Annotated in this window: 18 protein-coding genes; 6 read left to right on the top strand and 12 right to left on the bottom strand. The window is 72.7% G+C overall.

Annotation, left to right across the window (positions count from 1 at the left end; all coding sequences use genetic code 11):
• Positions 1-34: 34 nt before the first annotated feature.
• Entirely contained in the window at positions 35-553 is a 519-nt protein-coding gene (locus tag ACIPYQ_RS03635) for a DUF4240 domain-containing protein (RefSeq protein ID WP_327413589.1), read from the top strand.
• Positions 554-563: 10 nt separating this feature from the next.
• Here the strand turns inward: ACIPYQ_RS03635 and ACIPYQ_RS03630 are convergent, their stop codons facing one another.
• The gene (locus ACIPYQ_RS03630; RefSeq protein WP_361770821.1) at positions 564-1,334 is read right to left on the bottom strand and encodes an SDR family oxidoreductase; all 771 of its coding nucleotides are present in this window, start codon (positions 1,332-1,334) and stop codon (positions 564-566) included.
• An 86-nt stretch (positions 1,335-1,420) separates the two neighbouring features.
• Here ACIPYQ_RS03630 and ACIPYQ_RS03625 point away from each other — a divergent pair, with 86 nt between their 5' ends.
• A complete protein-coding gene (locus tag ACIPYQ_RS03625) occupies positions 1,421-2,074 on the top strand; it encodes a TetR/AcrR family transcriptional regulator (RefSeq protein WP_401245735.1) in 654 nt (217 codons plus the stop codon).
• A gap of 57 nt (positions 2,075-2,131) precedes the next feature.
• On the opposite strand, the gene ACIPYQ_RS03620 is transcribed toward ACIPYQ_RS03625, so the two are convergent.
• The gene (locus tag ACIPYQ_RS03620) at positions 2,132-2,692 is read right to left on the bottom strand and encodes a hypothetical protein (protein ID WP_401245733.1); all 561 of its coding nucleotides are present in this window, start codon (positions 2,690-2,692) and stop codon (positions 2,132-2,134) included.
• Between the two features lie 190 nt (positions 2,693-2,882).
• On the bottom strand, positions 2,883-4,292 hold the full coding sequence (gene glnA, locus ACIPYQ_RS03615) for a type I glutamate--ammonia ligase (RefSeq protein ID WP_401245731.1): 1,410 nt from the start codon (positions 4,290-4,292) through the stop codon (positions 2,883-2,885).
• A gap of 184 nt (positions 4,293-4,476) precedes the next feature.
• Between glnA and ACIPYQ_RS03610 the strand changes: the two genes are divergently transcribed.
• A complete protein-coding gene (locus ACIPYQ_RS03610) occupies positions 4,477-4,944 on the top strand; it encodes an RDD family protein (RefSeq protein WP_401245729.1) in 468 nt (155 codons plus the stop codon).
• Between the two features lie 227 nt (positions 4,945-5,171).
• Here ACIPYQ_RS03610 and ACIPYQ_RS03605 read toward each other — a convergent pair whose 3' ends face one another.
• The 5 genes from ACIPYQ_RS03605 to ACIPYQ_RS03585 form a co-directional block, all read right to left on the bottom strand.
• Positions 5,172-5,870, bottom strand: coding sequence for a DUF4191 domain-containing protein (locus ACIPYQ_RS03605; protein ID WP_361763839.1), 699 nt, complete (start codon positions 5,868-5,870; stop codon positions 5,172-5,174).
• 9 nt (positions 5,871-5,879) lie between these two features.
• The gene (locus ACIPYQ_RS03600; protein WP_215013833.1) at positions 5,880-6,077 is read right to left on the bottom strand and encodes a hypothetical protein; all 198 of its coding nucleotides are present in this window, start codon (positions 6,075-6,077) and stop codon (positions 5,880-5,882) included.
• A gap of 243 nt (positions 6,078-6,320) precedes the next feature.
• Positions 6,321-7,271 (bottom strand): lipoyl synthase, encoded by a 951-nt coding sequence (gene lipA, locus ACIPYQ_RS03595; RefSeq protein ID WP_401245727.1) that lies wholly within the window; start codon positions 7,269-7,271, stop codon positions 6,321-6,323.
• 110 nt (positions 7,272-7,381) lie between these two features.
• On the bottom strand, positions 7,382-8,182 hold the full coding sequence (gene lipB, locus ACIPYQ_RS03590; protein ID WP_362242210.1) for a lipoyl(octanoyl) transferase LipB: 801 nt from the start codon (positions 8,180-8,182) through the stop codon (positions 7,382-7,384).
• A 123-nt stretch (positions 8,183-8,305) separates the two neighbouring features.
• On the bottom strand, positions 8,306-8,614 hold the full coding sequence (locus ACIPYQ_RS03585; protein WP_401245725.1) for a hypothetical protein: 309 nt from the start codon (positions 8,612-8,614) through the stop codon (positions 8,306-8,308).
• A gap of 173 nt (positions 8,615-8,787) precedes the next feature.
• Between ACIPYQ_RS03585 and ACIPYQ_RS03580 the strand changes: the two genes are divergently transcribed.
• Positions 8,788-10,227 (top strand): regulator, encoded by a 1,440-nt coding sequence (locus ACIPYQ_RS03580; RefSeq protein WP_361763827.1) that lies wholly within the window; start codon positions 8,788-8,790, stop codon positions 10,225-10,227.
• A gap of 52 nt (positions 10,228-10,279) precedes the next feature.
• On the opposite strand, the gene ACIPYQ_RS03575 is transcribed toward ACIPYQ_RS03580, so the two are convergent.
• The 3 genes from ACIPYQ_RS03575 to ACIPYQ_RS03565 all read right to left on the bottom strand — a co-directional run bounded on the left by ACIPYQ_RS03575 (position 10,280) and on the right by ACIPYQ_RS03565 (position 13,694).
• Positions 10,280-11,551, bottom strand: a complete 1,272-nt coding sequence (locus tag ACIPYQ_RS03575; RefSeq protein ID WP_401245723.1) for an NAD(P)/FAD-dependent oxidoreductase — start codon at positions 11,549-11,551, stop codon at positions 10,280-10,282.
• A 173-nt stretch (positions 11,552-11,724) separates the two neighbouring features.
• Entirely contained in the window at positions 11,725-12,612 is an 888-nt protein-coding gene (locus tag ACIPYQ_RS03570; protein ID WP_361763822.1) for a TIGR01777 family oxidoreductase, read from the bottom strand.
• 329 nt (positions 12,613-12,941) lie between these two features.
• The gene (locus ACIPYQ_RS03565) at positions 12,942-13,694 is read right to left on the bottom strand and encodes a VIT family protein (RefSeq protein ID WP_401245721.1); all 753 of its coding nucleotides are present in this window, start codon (positions 13,692-13,694) and stop codon (positions 12,942-12,944) included.
• Positions 13,695-13,783: 89 nt separating this feature from the next.
• On the opposite strand from ACIPYQ_RS03565, the gene ACIPYQ_RS03560 reads away from it, so the two are divergent.
• Entirely contained in the window at positions 13,784-14,866 is a 1,083-nt protein-coding gene (locus ACIPYQ_RS03560) for a PP2C family protein-serine/threonine phosphatase (RefSeq protein ID WP_401245719.1), read from the top strand.
• A 23-nt stretch (positions 14,867-14,889) separates the two neighbouring features.
• Here ACIPYQ_RS03560 and ACIPYQ_RS03555 read toward each other — a convergent pair whose 3' ends face one another.
• Entirely contained in the window at positions 14,890-15,141 is a 252-nt protein-coding gene (locus ACIPYQ_RS03555; protein ID WP_030707561.1) for a hypothetical protein, read from the bottom strand.
• A 107-nt stretch (positions 15,142-15,248) separates the two neighbouring features.
• Here ACIPYQ_RS03555 and ACIPYQ_RS03550 point away from each other — a divergent pair, with 107 nt between their 5' ends.
• Positions 15,249-15,620 (top strand): ArsC/Spx/MgsR family protein, encoded by a 372-nt coding sequence (locus ACIPYQ_RS03550; protein WP_361763815.1) that lies wholly within the window; start codon positions 15,249-15,251, stop codon positions 15,618-15,620.
• Positions 15,621-15,633 lie beyond the last annotated feature (13 nt).

Here is a 15,633-nt window from a genome sequence, read left to right as displayed (position 1 = left end):
GGCGCGGGGGCGCACCCGTGATGCTGGAGCGGTGATGGACGAGACGGAGTTCTGGGAGATCGTGGACCGTACCCGCGAGGCCGCCGACGGCGACCCCGAGGAACACGCCGAGCTGCTCGTGGAGCGGCTGGCCCAGCTCGACCCGGATTCCGTCCTCGACTTCGCCCGGCACTTCGAGTCGCGCTACAACCGGGCGTACACGTGGGACCTGTGGGGTGCGGCCTGGGTGCTGCTCGACGGGGCGAGCGACGACGCCTTCGACTACTTCCGCTGCTGGCTGATCGGGCAGGGGCGGGAGGTCTTCGAGGGCGGGGTGCACGATCCGGACCATCTGGCGGAGCTGCTGGGCGAGTTCGACGAGGAGATCGACGGGGACGGCGAGGAGCTGGGGTACGCGGCCGACGAGGCGTACGAGCAGCTGACCGGGGCGGTGGCACCCGACCTGGGCATCCCGCTGCAGGCGGCGGAGCCGGAGGGCGCCCCGCTGGACTTCGAGAACGAAGCCGTGCTCGCGGAGCGCTTCCCCCGGCTGTGGGACCGGTTCCGCGCTTGATCGCTCTCGATCAGTAGTGCGTGCCGCCGTCGATGCGGATCTCCGTACCCGTGATGAAGGCGCCGTCCTCGGAGCCGAGCATCGCGACGACGCCGGCCACGGTGTCGGGACCGGCGAAGCCCTGGCCGAGGGCCGGGGCGAGCTTGGCGAACAGGCTCCAGTCGGTGTCCTCGGGCAGGCCCGGGCCGTTGCCGGTGGTCATGCCGGACTCGATGGAACCGGGCGCGACGGAGACGAAGCGCAGGCCCTGCTTGCTGTACTCGGCGGCCAGCGCGTGGGTCATGGACTGGATGCCGCCCTTGCTGGCCGCGTAGGCGGACATGTAGGGGTGCGCGAAGGACGCCGAGGTGGAGCTGAAGTTCACGACGGCCGGCCGGTCGCCCGCCAGCAGGGCCGGCAGCGACTCGCGGATCATCAGGAAGGTGCCGGTCAGGTTGACCCCGATGACCTGGTTCCAGAGGTCGAGCGTGGTCTGGTGGGTGTGCGCGGAGCGCAGGATGCCCGCGGCGTTGACGAGCACGTCGATGCCGCCGAGGGCGAGCGTCGCGGCGGCCACGCCCTCCTTGACCGCGTTCTCGTCGGATATGTCCAGCACGGCGGTGGTGAGCCGGTCCTGGTGGCCGTCGGCTGCGGCGCGGTCGGCGGTGGCCTTCAGGCCGGCCTCGCTGACGTCCACGGTGTGGACCCGGCCGCCCTCGGCGAGGATGCGGTGGACGGTGGCCCGGCCGATGCCGGAGCCGCCGCCGGTGATGAGGACACGACGTCCTTCGTAACGGTTCATGGCGCGAGCGTACCGAGAGGTGGCATGTTTTGCCATGCTGTCATCACATGTCATGACCGGGGCGCGCGGGAGGTACGCTTCACCCCGTGAGATCCCCTCGCCCGTACTCCCCCCAGGCCGGCCCCGGAGCCCAGTCGCTGACCGAGCGCCGCAAAGCGGCCACCCAGCTCGACATCGCTCGCGCGGCCTGCGAACTCTTCGCCGAACACGGCCCCGACGGCACCACCGCCGAGGACATCGCCCATCGCGCCGGGGTGGCACTGCGCACGTTCTACCGCTACTTCCGCAACAAGCAGGAGGCGGTGGCACCGCTGCTCGCGGGCGGCGGTGACGCCTGGCGCGCGCTGCTCGCCGAGGAGGACCCCGGCACGCCCCTCGCCGAGGCGCTGGAGCGCGCCGTCACCCGGTCCCTGACCGAGATGCAGGCGGTGGAGGAGGGCCTGGAGGTGACCCGCGGCCTGCTGCGCGCGGCGGCGGGCGACCAGGCCCTGCGGGCCGTCTGGTACCGCGTGAACCAGGACTCCGAGGAGCACCTGGTCCCGGTCATCTCCCGGCTGGCCGGGCCGGACGCCGATCCGCTGGAGGTCCGCCTGCTCGCCGCGGCGGCCACGGACGCGATCCGTGTCGCGCTGGAGCTGTGGTCGACCACCGACGCCCCGGTCTCGGGCCCCGGCTCCCCCGCCGAGCTCGCGCTCCGGTGCCTGCGCGACCTCACCGGCGCGATGCCCCTGCTGCGCTGAGTCCAGCGCGGCAGGGACATCGGCCCGGACCCACGGCCCTACGGGGTCTGATCGGCTTCAGCGGCCACCACCCCAGCCGCCGCCGTCGCCCCCACCGCCGCCGTTGCCGCCGCCACCGCCCCAGCCACCGCCGTCGCCGCCGTTGCCGCCGCCACCGCCACCCCAGTCACCATTGCCGCCGCCACCGCCGCCGCCCCAGTCACCGTTGCCGCCACCGCCGCCGCCCCAGTCGCCATTGCCGTTGCCACCGCGGCCGTTGCCCCAGTCGCCGTTGCCGCCGCGACCGTTGCCCCAGTCGTTCCAGTTGCCGTTGCCGCCGCGACCGGAGTCGTTCCAGTTCGCGTCGTGCCAGTTGTTGTGGCGCCAGTCGGAGTCGTTCCAGTTGCTGTCGCGCCAGTAGCCGCGATCGCCGCCGACGCCTGCGTTGTCCCAGCACCAGCTGGGCCGGTCGCGCCAGTCGCGGTTGCAGCAGTAGTCCCACCGGGCGTCGGAGCGGTTCGAGGGGTACCGGTAGCAGTCGTAGCCGCCGTTCCCGCCGCCGCCACCACCGGTGACGACCGAGGCCGAGGCACTGGCGACGGGCAGCAGACCGATGGCGATTCCTGCGGCTCCGGTCATGGCTGCCGCAACGATCCTACGGCGCATTCTCATGCACCTCCGAACATGTCTCGCTTATTAGGCCTTTAGGTCATTTCCACCCTTACTCCGCCCGGGCGGCCTGTCAAAGGGAAAGGCCCCCCGCCGCTCTCCGTGGAGAGTGGCGGGGGGCCTCCCATCAGGCATGACGCTCGTTCCGAGCGATCGCGGCCTAGAGGTCGAAGTACAGCTCGAACTCGTGCGGGTGCGGACGCAGCGCGATCGGGGCGATCTCGTGCGTGCGCTTGTAGTCGATCCACGTCTCGATCAGGTCCGGGGTGAAGACACCGCCGGCCAAGAGGTACTCGTGGTCGGCCTCCAGGGCCTTGAGGACGTCCTCGAGGCTGGTCGGGACCTGCGGGACGCTCGCGTGCTCGTCGGGCGAGAGCTCGTAGAGGTCCTTGTCGATCGGCTCCATCGGCTCGATCTTGTTCTTGATGCCGTCGAGGCCCGCGAGGAGCAGCGCCGAGAAGGCGAGGTACGGGTTCGAGGACGGGTCCGGCGCGCGGAACTCGACGCGCTTGGCCTTCGGGTTCGAGCCCGTGATCGGGATGCGCATGGCGGCGGAGCGGTTGCGCTGCGAGTACACCATGTTGACCGGCGCCTCGAAGCCCGGCACCAGGCGGTGGTAGGAGTTCACCGTCGGGTTGGTGAACGCCAGCAGCGACGGGGCGTGCTTGAGGATGCCGCCGATGTAGTAGCGGGCGGTGTCCGACAGGCCCGCGTAGCCGGCCTCGTCGTAGAACAGCGGGTCGCCGTTGGCCCACAGCGACTGGTGCACGTGCATGCCCGAGCCGTTGTCACCGAAGATCGGCTTCGGCATGAAGGTCGCGGTCTTGCCGTTGCGCCAGGCGACGTTCTTCACGATGTACTTGAAGAGCATCAGGTCGTCGGCCGCGGCGAGCAGCGTGTTGAACTTGTAGTTGATCTCGGCCTGGCCGCCGGTGCCGACCTCGTGGTGCTGACGCTCGACCTGGAGGCCCTGGGCGTCCAGCTCGAGGGAGATCTCGGCGCGCAGGTCGGCGAAGTGGTCGACCGGGGCTACGGGGAAGTAACCACCCTTGTAGCGGACCTTGTAACCACGGTTGTTCTCCTCGGAGCCCGTGTTCCAGGCGCCGGCCTCGGAGTCGATGTGGTAGAAGCCCTCGTTCGCGGAGGTCGCGAAGCGCACGCTGTCGAACACGTAGAACTCGGCCTCGGGGCCGAAGAACGCGGTGTCGGCGATGCCGGTGGAGGCGAGGTACGCCTCGGCCTTCTTCGCGATGTTGCGCGGGTCGCGGCTGTAGGCCTCACCCGTGATCGGGTCGTGGATGAAGAAGTTGATGTTGAGCGTCTTGTCCTTGCGGAACGGGTCCAGGCGCGCGGTGGTGATGTCGGCGCGCAGCGCCATGTCGGACTCGTGGATCGCCTGGAAGCCACGGATCGAGGAGCCGTCGAAGGCGAGCTCCTCGGCCGGGTCGAACGCCCGCGCCGGGATGGTGAAGTGCTGCATCACACCAGGCAGGTCGCAGAAGCGGACGTCGACGAACTTGACGTCGTTCTCCTCGATGTACTGCTTCACTTCGTCGGCGTTCTGGAACATCCAACTCCTCCTACTCCCGGCCCCGGGGCAGGGCGGGCTTTATAGCTCGTGGTGCGTCAGTGCGGTGCCGCACGCTGACCCGACCATAAGCACAAGGGATTTCTCAAGCATGACCCATTTGTTTCGCACAAGTTAACCAGGGTCCCGCCGGAGTGCCGTGCGACGCCACCGGTACCGTGGTCGGGTGGACAACAGACAGGCAATCGGATCCTGGCTCTCCGGCCCCCGCGCGGCCGCCGAGGATATGGGTGTCGACTTCGGCTATCCGGGTCAGCGGCTGGGCCTGCCCCAGCAGGGGCCCGGCTCGGTGGCACGTTTCGGGCGCCGGCTCGGCGCCGTCGCGATCGACTGGATCGGCTGCCAGGTCATTGCGTACGGGCTCATCACGGGCGGCAACCTGGGCGCCGCGGGCAGCTGGACCCTCTGGCTCTTCCTGACCCTGAGCGTCCTGACGATCGGCACCGTGGGCTTCACCCCCGGTAAGCGGATCCTCGGCCTCCGGGTGATCTCGGAGAACGGCGGCCGCCTGGGCATCGTCCGGGTACTCCTGCGCACGGCCCTGCTGGCCCTGTTCATCCCCGCGCTGATCTGGGACCGCGACGGCCGCGGCCTGCACGACCGGCTGGCGCGCGCCGTCCAGGTCCGGATCTAGCGGCAGCGGGACGCGCAGCACGCGACACCACGTGACACAGGGGCGCCCCCCGGGCCGGCCCGCGCGGGGGGGGGCCCCGGGGGCGGGAGCGAAAAGACCGGGGGCGGGGGGCGGGGGTGGGGGCCGGCGGCCCCGCCGCCCCCCCCCCCGGCCGCCCCGCGGCCCCCCCCCCCCCCGCCGGCGCCGGGGGGCGCCCCTGTGTCGTATACGAAAATCAGGTGAGCGGGTCAGCGCATCTTTCCGCCGCGCGGCATCTTCATGCCCTTGGGCATGGGGCCCTTCGGCAGCGGCATGTTGCTCATGAGGTCGCCCATGGCACGCAGCTTGTCGTTGATCTCGGTGATCTGCGGACCGGCCAGCACGCGCGGCAGCTTGAGCAGGGTGGTGCGCACCTTCTTGAGCGGCACCTCGCCCTCGCCCGTACCCACGATGAAGTCGTGCACCGGCACGTCCGGCATGATCCGGGCCAGCTTCTTCTTCTCGTTCGCGAGCAGCGGCTTCACCCGGTTGGGGTTGCCCTCCGCGATCAGCACGACACCGGCCTTGCCGACGGCCCGGTGGACGATGTCCTGCTGCCGGGTCATCGCGACGGCCGGGGTGGTCGTCCAGCCACGGCCGACGTTGTCCAGTACGGCCGCGGCCGCGCCCGGCTGTCCCTCCATCTGCCCGAAGGCAGCCCGCTCGGCCCGTCGTCCGAAGACGATCGCCATCGCGAGGAACGCCACGAGGAAGCCCAGGATGCCCAGGTAGAGCTCGTGCCCGATCAGGAAGCCGATCGCAAGAAGGACACCGAAGGTGACAATTCCCACGCCCGCGACGATCAGACCGACCTTCGGGTCGGCCTTGCGCGTCATCTTGTACGTGAGGGCGATCTGCTTCAGTCGCCCAGTGTTCGCAGCAGTCTCTGCGTTTGACTTCCTCGCCATACAGCGAGTTTACGTGGCCTGCGGGGTTCGGGTAGCCGCGGCCTCAAGTACATGTTCGGTTTCGACCCGGTCCTTGGCCCTGCGGCGGTCCTCGAGCACCGCCGTCCAGGCGTTCCGGCGGGCCCCGCTCATCAGCAGGGACTCGATGCCCCGGAAGGCGTCGGAGAGGGACGGGATGGCGATGGCGCGTACGGGCGCGGCCTGCATGATGTCGATCCCTTTCACGGAACTCGCGTCGGGCAGTGCGGGGAGCGTGCGTGCGTCCTGCGGTATCTGCGTACTGCGGTGTGTGCGGTGTGTGGATCCAGCGTCACTGATTGGTGTTACCAGCGCATGACCTGTCGGTCAAACGTGACGAAACATTGACGCGGCCCGCCGGGCTCTTCCTGAAAAGAGCCTAGGGGCCGCGTCGACGCGGTGTTACCGACTAGTAAGCTTTTGTGCGCGAGTTCACACGTTCGCGGCGCGCTTCTCCATCGCCTGGTTGTAGAGACGCCCGGCCCGGTAGGAAGAGCGGACCAGCGGGCCCGACATCACACCGGAGAAGCCGATCTCCTCGGCCTCCTTCGCCAGCTCCACGAACTCGGCCGGCTTCACCCAGCGCTCGACGGGGTGGTGCCGCGGCGAGGGACGCAGGTACTGGGTGATGGTGATGAGCTCGCAGCCGGCCTCGTGCAGCTCCTTGAGGGCCTGCGAGACCTCCTCGCGCTCCTCGCCCATGCCCAGGATGAGGTTCGACTTGGTGACCAGGCCGTAGGCGCGGGCCTGCCGGATCACGTCGAGCGAGCGCTCGTAGCGGAAGCCGGGGCGGATCCGCTTGAAGATCCGCGGCACGGTCTCGACGTTGTGCGCGAAGACCTCGGGGCGGGAGGCGAAGACCTCCTCCAGCAGCTCCGGGACCGCGTTGAAGTCGGGGGCCAGCAGCTCGACCTTGGTGTGCCCGCTCTCGCGGCCCGCCGTCTGCTGGTGGATCTGGCGCACGGTCTCCGCGTACAGCCAGGCGCCGCCGTCGGCCAGGTCGTCGCGCGCGACGCCGGTGATGGTGGCGTAGTTCAGGTCCATGGTGACCACGGACTCGCCGACACGGCGCGGCTCGTCCCGGTCCAGGGCCTCGGGCTTGCCCGTGTCGATCTGGCAGAAGTCACAGCGCCGGGTGCACTGGTCGCCACCGATGAGGAAGGTGGCCTCGCGGTCCTCCCAGCATTCGTAGATGTTCGGACAGCCGGCTTCCTGGCACACCGTGTGCAGTCCTTCGCCCTTCACCAGGGCCTGCATCTTGGTGTACTCGGGACCCATCTTCGCCCGGGTCTTGATCCACTCGGGCTTGCGCTCGATGGGCGTCTGGGCGTTACGGACCTCAAGGCGCAGCATCTTGCGTCCGTCGGGTGCGACTGCGGACACGACCGGCTCCCTGTGACTTCGATTGTTCGGGCGCCCACCAGGGTACGCCCGTAATTTCGTACGCTCTTACGTCGGCCAACCTGCGAGGGTCCGGCCGCATTCCCGGGGTGTCAGGCCCCCGCTGCCGGCTCTATTTCCCGGGGCCGCAGCTCCGCCTGCTCCAGTACGTCCTTCAGGTGCCGTTCGACCACGGGCAGCACCTCGGCGATGGTGATCTCGCGGCCCAGCTCGTAGGAGAGCGAGGTCACACCGGCGTCCCGGATGCCGCAGGGCACGATCCGGTCGAACCAGGTGTTGTCCGGGTTCACGTTGATCGCGAAGCCGTGCATGGTGACGCCCTTCGCGACCCTGATGCCGATCGCGGCGAGCTTGCGGTCCTCGCGGCGCTGTCCGGCGTTGGACGGCGCGTACTCGGGGCCGTTGAGCCGGGCGTCGAACTCCTCGTCGTGCAGCCGCGGGTCGAGGTCGAGGGAGAGCCCGCCGATCATGGGGCGGTCCTCGACCGGGTCCCCGAGCACCCAGACGCCGCTGCGGCCCTCGACCCGGGTGGTCTCCAGGCCGAACTCGGCGGCGGTGCGGATCAGCGCCTCCTCCAGGCGGCGGACGTGGGCGACCACGTCGACCGGGCGGGGCAGCTTCATGATCGGGTAGCCGACCAGCTGGCCCGGGCCGTGCCAGGTGATCTTGCCGCCGCGGTCCACGTCGACGACGGGCGTGCCGTCGAGCGGGCGCTCACTGGGGTCGGTGCGCCGGCCCGCCGTGTAGACCGGCAGGTGCTCCAGCAGCAGGCAGGTGTCCTCGACCTCGTCCGCGAAGCGGGCGGCGTGCACCCTGCGCTGCTCTTCCCAGGCCCGGGTGTACTCGACGGATTCCGGTCCGAAGCCCAGATGGACAAACCCAAGCTCAGCCACCGCAGCGCCTCCTCATTGAACCTGCTGTGTGCACGTACTTCACTGAGCAAGGGTACGGCGACCCGCGCGGGCCCCTTCAGGGCCCCGGGCCGGGCTCCGGTTCGGGCCCCGCGGCGGGCCACATCAGGGCCTCGGCGGGGGCTCCGGCGCGGGCTCCAGGCCGGGCGGCGGCGGGGGCCACGGCAGCTGCTTCGGCCGGCGCCGGCCCTTCGGCGGCCGGTCCGGGTCCTCGTCGGCGCGCGGCAGCCGCCGGTGCCCCTCCGAGTGGTCGTTGACCCACCCGCACACCCCGCACGCGTACCGGCCGTCGAGCCCCGCGATGTAGGTGCCGCAGCGCCGGCACTCCGCCTCGGTCAGCTCGGGCGGGGGCAGCGGTGCGGTGGATTCGGTTCGCTCCTCGGGGAGGTGCGCCCCGTGGGGCCGAGGGGTCATGGCCCGCAGCCTATGCGTGCGGAGGGGGCCGGTCCGTAAAGAGCCCTCCGCATTCTGCACACGATCGGATGAATGTGGGGCAGAGAGGGCGGCATGAGGGAAGTTCGCCGCTACATTCACGCCGTTCACAGGGCCGGGACCCCGGTCCGTCACGTCAGGAGACCGTGGAGCCGATGACGGAACGACCTGCCCAGCGCGTCCCCAACCGGCAGCTCGCGGCGCTGATCGCGGAAGCCGGGTTCTCCAACGCCGGGCTCGCCCGCCGCGTCGATCAGCTCGGCCTGGAACACGGTCTCGATCTGCGGTACGACAAGACCTCCGTGACCCGATGGCTGCGCGGGCAGCAGCCGCGCGGGACCACCCCCGCGCTGATCGCCGAGGTCTTCACCCGGCGCCTGGGGCGGCGGCTGTCCGCGCAGGACCTGGGGCTGGACGCCTGCGCGCCCGTGTACGCGGGGCTGGAGTTCGCGGCCACCCCGGAGGAGGCCGTGGACATCGCGAGCGGGCTGTGGCGCAAGGACTCCGGTTCGCACGCCGAGCTGCGGAAGATCGCCTTCACCCCGGCCGGGCTGGTCGTGCCGAGCCGGGACTGGCTCATCGGGCGGGCCGACGAGCGGGTGGGCCGGGGCGCGGAGCAGGCGGCGGCCCGCGTCCCGGTGCAGGGGCGCGCCACGGTGCCCCGGCAGCGGCAGATCGACCGGGGCCCCGGGCAGCGGGTGACCGGCGGGGACATCGCCGCGCTGAGATCGGTGAGCGAACTGTTCCGGACCCTGGACCAGGCCTACGGCGGCGGGCACGCCCGGCAGGCGCTGGTGCGCTACCTGGAGCACGAGGCCGAGCCGATGCTCCGGGGCACCTACGGGGAGACCACCGGGCGGCGGCTGTTCTCGGCCGCCGCCGATCTGACCCGGCTCGCGGGCTGGACCTCGTACGACATCGCCGCGCACGGACTCGCCCAGCGGTACTTCGTGCAGGCCCTGCGGCTCGCGCAGGCGGCCGCCGACCGCCCCTACGGCTCGTACGTGCTGGTCACCATGAGCCGGCAGGCGGTCTACCTCGGCCACGGCCGGGAGGCGGTGCAGCTGGCCCGGGTGGCCCAGCAGGGCGTGGGCTCCGGCCCGCCGCCGGTGGTGCAGGCGCTGCTGCACTCGGCGGAGGCGCGGGGGCACGCCGTGCTCGGCGAGGTCCGGGCGTCGACGGCCTCACTGGTGCGGGCCGAGCGCGCGCTGGGCGCGGCCCGGCCCGGGGACGACGTACCGCACTGGGCGCGCTTCTACGACGAGGCACAGCTCGCGGACGAGTTCGGGCACTGCCACCGGGACCTCCAGCAGTACCGGGCGTCGGCCCAGCACGCGGAGCGGTCCCTGCAGCTGAGGGCTCCGGCGTACGCGCGCTCCCGGCTGTTCTGCCGGGTGGTGCTGGCCACGGCCCGGCTGGGGCTGGGCGAGCTGGACCAGGCGTGCGCGCTGGGCGCGGAGGCGGCGCAGCAGGCGTCGGAGATGCGGTCGGTGCGCGCGGTGGAGTACGTACGGGACTTCGAGCGGCGGCTGGAGCCGTACCGGGACGCGTCGGCGGTGCGGACCTACCGGGACCGGGTGGCGGCGTTGTCGTGACGCTGTGCGGGCCCGGCCCCCCGAGGGGGACCGGGCCCGGGCCGAGTGGTTCTCAGGCCGCCACCGGAAGTGCGGGCTCCGGGGCGGCCGGGAGCGGGATGCCGAAGTCGCGCAGGAGGGCGCCGGTGGCCCGGCGGGCCGAGCGCAGGGCGCCCTGGACGGTGTTGGTGTCGCGGTGGTCGCCGCACACGTACAGCCCGGCCAGTACCCGTACCGGGCGTCGCAGGTCGTGGGGCGGGGGCATGGCGGGGACGGCCTCCAGGGTGTGGTGGACGGCCAGCAGCTCCCACTCCCGGGTGGCGGTGTCGTAGAGCCGGGCGAGGCGCGAGGCGACCGTGCGCACGGGCGGCGGCGGCCCGAGCACGGTCGTGGTGACCAGGCTCCGGCCGGCCGGAGCCCGCGCCGGGTCGACCGCGCTCATCACGGCGGTGTGCGAGACGGGCCAGTCGGGGTCCCCGTCCAGGAGCAGCGAGCCGTCCCGGGGCAGGGGGGTGGCGGTGGCGTGGTGCAGGACGGTGACCTCGTGGAAGGCGGGCACGCGCAGGCCGGGCAGCAGCTCGGCGGCGGCGCGGGCGCCGGTGGCGAGGAGGACGGAGCGGCAGCCGAAGTCGCCGTGCTCCTCGGTGGTGACCAGGTTCGTCGCCACCGACCGGACCCGGACCCCGGTCCGGACGGTTCCGGGCGGCAGGGCGGCGGCGAGCAGGTCGGGCAGGGTCGCCGCGCCTCCCTCGGGCACCGCGAGGCGGCCGCGGGCGAAGGTGCGCAGGGCGAGGTCCGCGACCCGGCTGGAGGTGGTGAGGTGCGGATCGCGGAGCAGGGCGGCGAGCAGGGGCCGGAGCACCCCGTTGAGGGTGCGCGGCGGCAGCCCGCGCGAGCGCAGGGCGGTGTGCGCGGTGCGTTCGGGACGGGCGAGCAGCTTGTCCTCGGGCAGGGCGGCGAGCCGGCCGAGCGCGGCGCTGAGCCGGGCCTGGTCGAGGGAGCCGCTGGCCAGGGCCCGGGCCGGGGTGAGCGCCCCGGCCCGCAGCTGTTTGCCGTCGGTGTGGGCCAGGACCCCGGGCACGAAGGGGCGCAGGGTCAGGGCCTGCAGGCCGGGGGTGCGTTCGAGCTCCGTGTACGAGGTGTTGAGCAGCTGGCCGATCCGGTCCAGCCGGAACCCGTCGGCCGACTCGGTGGCCATCCGGCCGCCCGGGTCGTCCGCGGCCTCCAGGACGGTGACCGTGACTCCCGCTGCGATGAGGTGCTGCGCTGCCGCGAGTCCTGAGACTCCGGCTCCTACGATGACGACGTCCGCATGGTGCGCGGCATGGTGTGCGCTGCTGAGCACGTGCCCCTCCCCGAGGTCGGCGCGGCTGTGTGGGGATCCTCCTTCCCCCAACCGGCTCCATGGGAACCCGAGTTCGGCCGGGTATTACGGTCAACTCCGGTCGCACGACGGTCGCATCCGGGTCACAAACGGTCGCACGGCGGTCGCACGCGGCGGGGTCCCGGGCCCGTGGCTCAGAGGGCGGCGCGAATGGCCTGCTCGATGCCGGGGTCGCGGAAGACGAATCCGGACTCCAGCAGCCGGGCGGGGCGGGCCCGCTGACTGCCCAGCACGTCCCCGGAGAACTCCCCGAGCACGATGCGCAGGGCCGGCGCGGGTACGGACAGCAGCGTGGGCCGGCGCAGCACCCGGCCCATGGCCTCGGTGACCTGACGGTTGGTCAGCGGCTCGGGGGCCGTGAGGTTGACGGGGCCTTCGATGCCGGGGGTGTCGATGATGTGGCGCAGGGCCGCGACCTCGTCCCGGAGGGAGATGTACGACCAGTACTGGCGGCCGTTGCCGAGCCGGCCGCCGAGACCGGCACGGAAGAGGGGGAACATCCGGCCCCAGGCCCCGCCCTCGCGGGCGACGACCAGGCCGGTACGGGCGAACGCGGTCCGGATCCCGGCGTCCCGGGCGGGCGCGGCGGCCGCCTCCCACTCCACGCAGACCGAGGGCAGGAAGCCCTGCCCGGCGGGGGCGTCCTCGTCCACGGCCCGGTCGCCGGTGTCCCCGTAGTAGCCGACGGCGGAACCGCTGACGAGCACGGCGGGCGGCTCGTCGAGCGCGGCCGCGGCGCGGGCGATCGCGGCGGTCCCGAGCACCCGGCTGTCGCGGATCTCCTTCTTGTACGCGGCCGTCCACCGGTGGTCCCCGACCCCGGCCCCGGCCAGGTGCACGACGGCCCCGCAGCCGGCCAGGCCCGCGGGGTCGACGTCGCCGCGCGCCGGATCCCACCGCGCCTCGTCCGCGCCGACCGGCTCCCGCCGCACGAACCGCACCACTTCGTGCCCGTCTGCCCGGAGGGAGCGGACGAGTGCACTGCCGATGAGCCCGGTCGCGCCGGTGACTGCGATACGCATGCGGTCATTCTCCCTGGCGGGTGGCCGAGCGGACCAAGTGCCGTTCGCGGGCGCGGCGCGTGCCCTTCCGCCCGCCACCCCACGGCGCTCCGCGCCCGCGCCTCAAACGCCGGCGGGGCTGGAATATCCAGCCCCGCCACACCATCCAGCCTCGCGGGCGTTTGAGGAGCCGGGCACGGGGCGGAGCCCGGATCTTTCAGCCTCGCCGCACCATCCAGCCCCTCCGGCGTTTGAGGAGCGGGGTCCGGGGCGGAGCCCCGATCTTTCAGCCCCTCCGGCGTTTGAGGAGCGGGGTGCGGGGCGGAGCCCCGGGGGCGGACGGAGCACGGTCAGATCGTGCCTAGCCAGGTGCCCACCGCGTAGGTGACGGCCATGGCCAGGGCGCCCCCGGCCACGTTCCGCAGGACCGCGCGGAGCGGCGGCGCCCCGCCGAGCCGCGCGCTGAGCACCCCGCACAGCGTGAGCGCCGCCAGCACCGCGACCACCGTCACCGGCACCCGCGCCGACGCCACCGGCAGGACGATCGCCAGCAGCGGGAGCAGCGCCCCCACCGTGAACGCGACGAGACTGGCGAAGGCCGCGTGCCACGGGTTGGCCAGCTCGTCGGGGTTGATCCCGAGTTCCACCCGGGCGTGGGCCCGCAGCGCGTCCCGTTCCGTCAGCTGCTCGGCCGCCTCCCGCGCCACGTCCCGGCTGAGCCCCCGCTCGGCCAGCAGGTCGGTCAGCTCTTCGAGCTCCGCCTCCGGCTCCTCGGCCAGCTCCCGCCGTTCCAGGTCCAGCGCGGCCCGTTCCGAGTCCCGCTGCGAGCTGACGGAGACGTACTCCCCCGCCGCCATCGACAGCGAGCCCGCCAGCAGCCCGGCGACGCCCGCCGCCAGGATCGCGGAGCGGGAGGTGGTGGCCCCGGCCACACCGACGACCAGGCCCGCGGTGGAGATGATCCCGTCGTTGGCGCCGAGCACTCCCGCCCGCAGCCAGTTGAGCCGCGTACTGATCTCCGCGCTCTGCGCCCCGTCGCCCGTGCCGTGTGCCTCGATGTGTGCCTGGGTGGGCGCCTTGCCCCGGCCCTCGCTGTCTGTCACGCCACCACTGTCGTGGCACCGGCCGTACGAGGCCACCCGGCGGGCCGGTCCGGGGTGCGCGGGTCCGGCCCGGGTACCAGGGTGGAAGGGTGAAACGCGGACGCGAGGAGCCGGGCAGGCTGCGCGGGGAGCCGCCGCCGCGCTGGGCCCGGATCGCGCCCGCGGCGGCCCTGGTGGCGCTCGTGCTCGCGCAGGCGCTCACCCCGGACGCGGAGCTGGGGTTCTTCCTGGCGGGCCTGCCCCCGGTGGCGGCCTTCGCGTACGGGGCGGCCGGGACGGCGGTCTTCGCGGCCGTCGTCCTCCTGCTGCTGGGGTTGCCGGCCCTCGGCGTCGGCCATGCCCGCGGCACTGACCTGGCGACGGTGGCCGTCGTCGGGGTGCTCAGCGTGGTGATCGCCTGGGTCCGGCAGCGCCGGGACGCCCAGCTGGTGAGCGTGCGGACGGTGGCGGAGGCGGCCCAGCTGGCGGTGCTCCCGCCGGTGCCGGAGCGGGTGGGTGCGGTGCGCTGCTCGGGCCTCTACCGGGCGGCGCAGCGCGGCACCCTGGTCGGCGGTGACCTGTACGACGTACGGGCCGGGCCGCACGGCGTGCGGGCGCTGGTCGGGGACGTGCAGGGGCACGGCCTGGCGGCGGTGGGCACCGTGGCGGCGCTGCTCGGGGCCTTCCGCGAGGGCGTGATCGACGACGCCGGGCTGGCGGCGGTCGCGGGCCGGCTGGACCGGCGGCTGGTGGCGGACGCGAGGGCCGCGTCCGTCGAGCACCCGGAGCTGTTCGCGACGGCGGTGCTGCTGGAGTTCCCGCCCGGGCTGGACCTCGTGAGGATCGTGTCGTGCGGGCATCCGCCCGCCCTGCGGCTGCGCGGGGCGGCGGTGGAGGAGCTGGTGGTGGAGCCGGGCCCGCCGCTGGGCCTGGGTTTCGCGGGACCGGCGCTGCCGGCGGTGGCGGAGCTGCCGCTGCGGCCCGGGGACCAGCTGCTGCTGCACACCGACGGCGTGACGGAGGCCCGGGACGCGGCGGGGCACTTCTACCCCCTGGCCGCCCGGGTCCCCGTACTGGCACGGGACCCGGGGGGCCTGGTCGGGGCGGTGTGGCGGGACCTCGCGGCCTTCACGGACGGCGGTCCGCGCGACGACGTGGCCCTGCTGCTGCTCTCCCTGGACGGGCCGGGATGACCCGGCGGGCCGGCACCGCTCCTTTACGACTCCTTGATGAACGCGCGCACCATCTTGCAGGTGACATTGGACGGGCGGTGGATCCCCGTCCGGACGGCCATCGTCCGGATCTTCCGGTTGGTGGCGCGCCGAGGGTCGTACGTCCCCGAGTCGAGCAGGGATATCGCCAGCCGCATCGCCTTCAGACGGCGGTTGTGGCTCTCGTACCACTCGCGGGGCAGGCCCGCCGGCAGCGGCTTCTTCTTGACGGGCTGGACGGTGGTGGCAGTGGCCATCTACAGCCTCCCAAACGGTAGTTGGCTTCCTGTCGTTCTCCCTCGATTTTACCGGGGACCACTGACAAAAGCCCCTGGCCAGACAGGCCCTGGGTAGGGTTGACGGCATGGAGATCTGGATCAATCCCGCCTGTTCCAAGTGCCGCAGCGCACTGACCCTGCTGGACGCCGAGGGCGCCGACTACACGGTGCGCCGGTACCTGGAGGACGTGCCCTCCGAGGACGAGATCCGCGAGGTGCTCGGCCGGCTCGGGCTAGAGCCGTGGGACATCACGCGCACGTCGGACCCGCTGGCCAAGGAGACCGGCGTACGGGAGCTGCCGCGCGAGGAGACCGACGCGGCGCGCGGGCAGTGGATCGCCCACCTGGCCGCGCACCCGAAGCTGATCCAGCGCCCGATCATCACCGCCGAGGACGGCACGGCCGTGGTAGCCCGCTCCGAGGACGCCGTCCGCGAGGCCCTCTCCCGCAAGGCCTAGTCCGCGCCGGCCC

Origin of the sequence: Streptomyces sp. NPDC090045, assembly GCF_044747975.1 — a bacterium.
Taxonomy (GTDB): domain Bacteria; phylum Actinomycetota; class Actinomycetes; order Streptomycetales; family Streptomycetaceae; genus Streptomyces.
The sequence above is the reverse complement of the archived record's forward strand: the minus strand, read 5'-3'. Positions and strand labels throughout refer to the sequence as shown.

Excerpts from the sequence above, each read along its gene's own strand:
- ACIPYQ_RS03635 (WP_327413589.1), top strand. The coding sequence starts at position 35 with ATGGACGAGACGGAGTTCTGGGAGATCGTGGACCGTACCCGCGAGGCC.
- ACIPYQ_RS03630 (WP_361770821.1), bottom strand. The coding sequence starts at position 1,334 with ATGAACCGTTACGAAGGACGTCGTGTCCTCATCACCGGCGGCGGCTCC.
- ACIPYQ_RS03620 (WP_401245733.1), bottom strand. The coding sequence starts at position 2,692 with ATGACCGGAGCCGCAGGAATCGCCATCGGTCTGCTGCCCGTCGCCAGT.
- glnA (WP_401245731.1), bottom strand. The coding sequence starts at position 4,292 with ATGTTCCAGAACGCCGACGAAGTGAAGCAGTACATCGAGGAGAACGAC.
- ACIPYQ_RS03605 (WP_361763839.1), bottom strand. The coding sequence starts at position 5,870 with ATGGCGAGGAAGTCAAACGCAGAGACTGCTGCGAACACTGGGCGACTG.
- ACIPYQ_RS03600 (WP_215013833.1), bottom strand. The coding sequence starts at position 6,077 with ATGCAGGCCGCGCCCGTACGCGCCATCGCCATCCCGTCCCTCTCCGAC.
- ACIPYQ_RS03585 (WP_401245725.1), bottom strand. The coding sequence starts at position 8,614 with ATGACCCCTCGGCCCCACGGGGCGCACCTCCCCGAGGAGCGAACCGAA.
- ACIPYQ_RS03580 (WP_361763827.1), top strand. The coding sequence starts at position 8,788 with ATGACGGAACGACCTGCCCAGCGCGTCCCCAACCGGCAGCTCGCGGCG.
- ACIPYQ_RS03570 (WP_361763822.1), bottom strand. The coding sequence starts at position 12,612 with ATGCGTATCGCAGTCACCGGCGCGACCGGGCTCATCGGCAGTGCACTC.
- ACIPYQ_RS03555 (WP_030707561.1), bottom strand. The coding sequence starts at position 15,141 with ATGGCCACTGCCACCACCGTCCAGCCCGTCAAGAAGAAGCCGCTGCCG.
- ACIPYQ_RS03550 (WP_361763815.1), top strand. The coding sequence starts at position 15,249 with ATGGAGATCTGGATCAATCCCGCCTGTTCCAAGTGCCGCAGCGCACTG.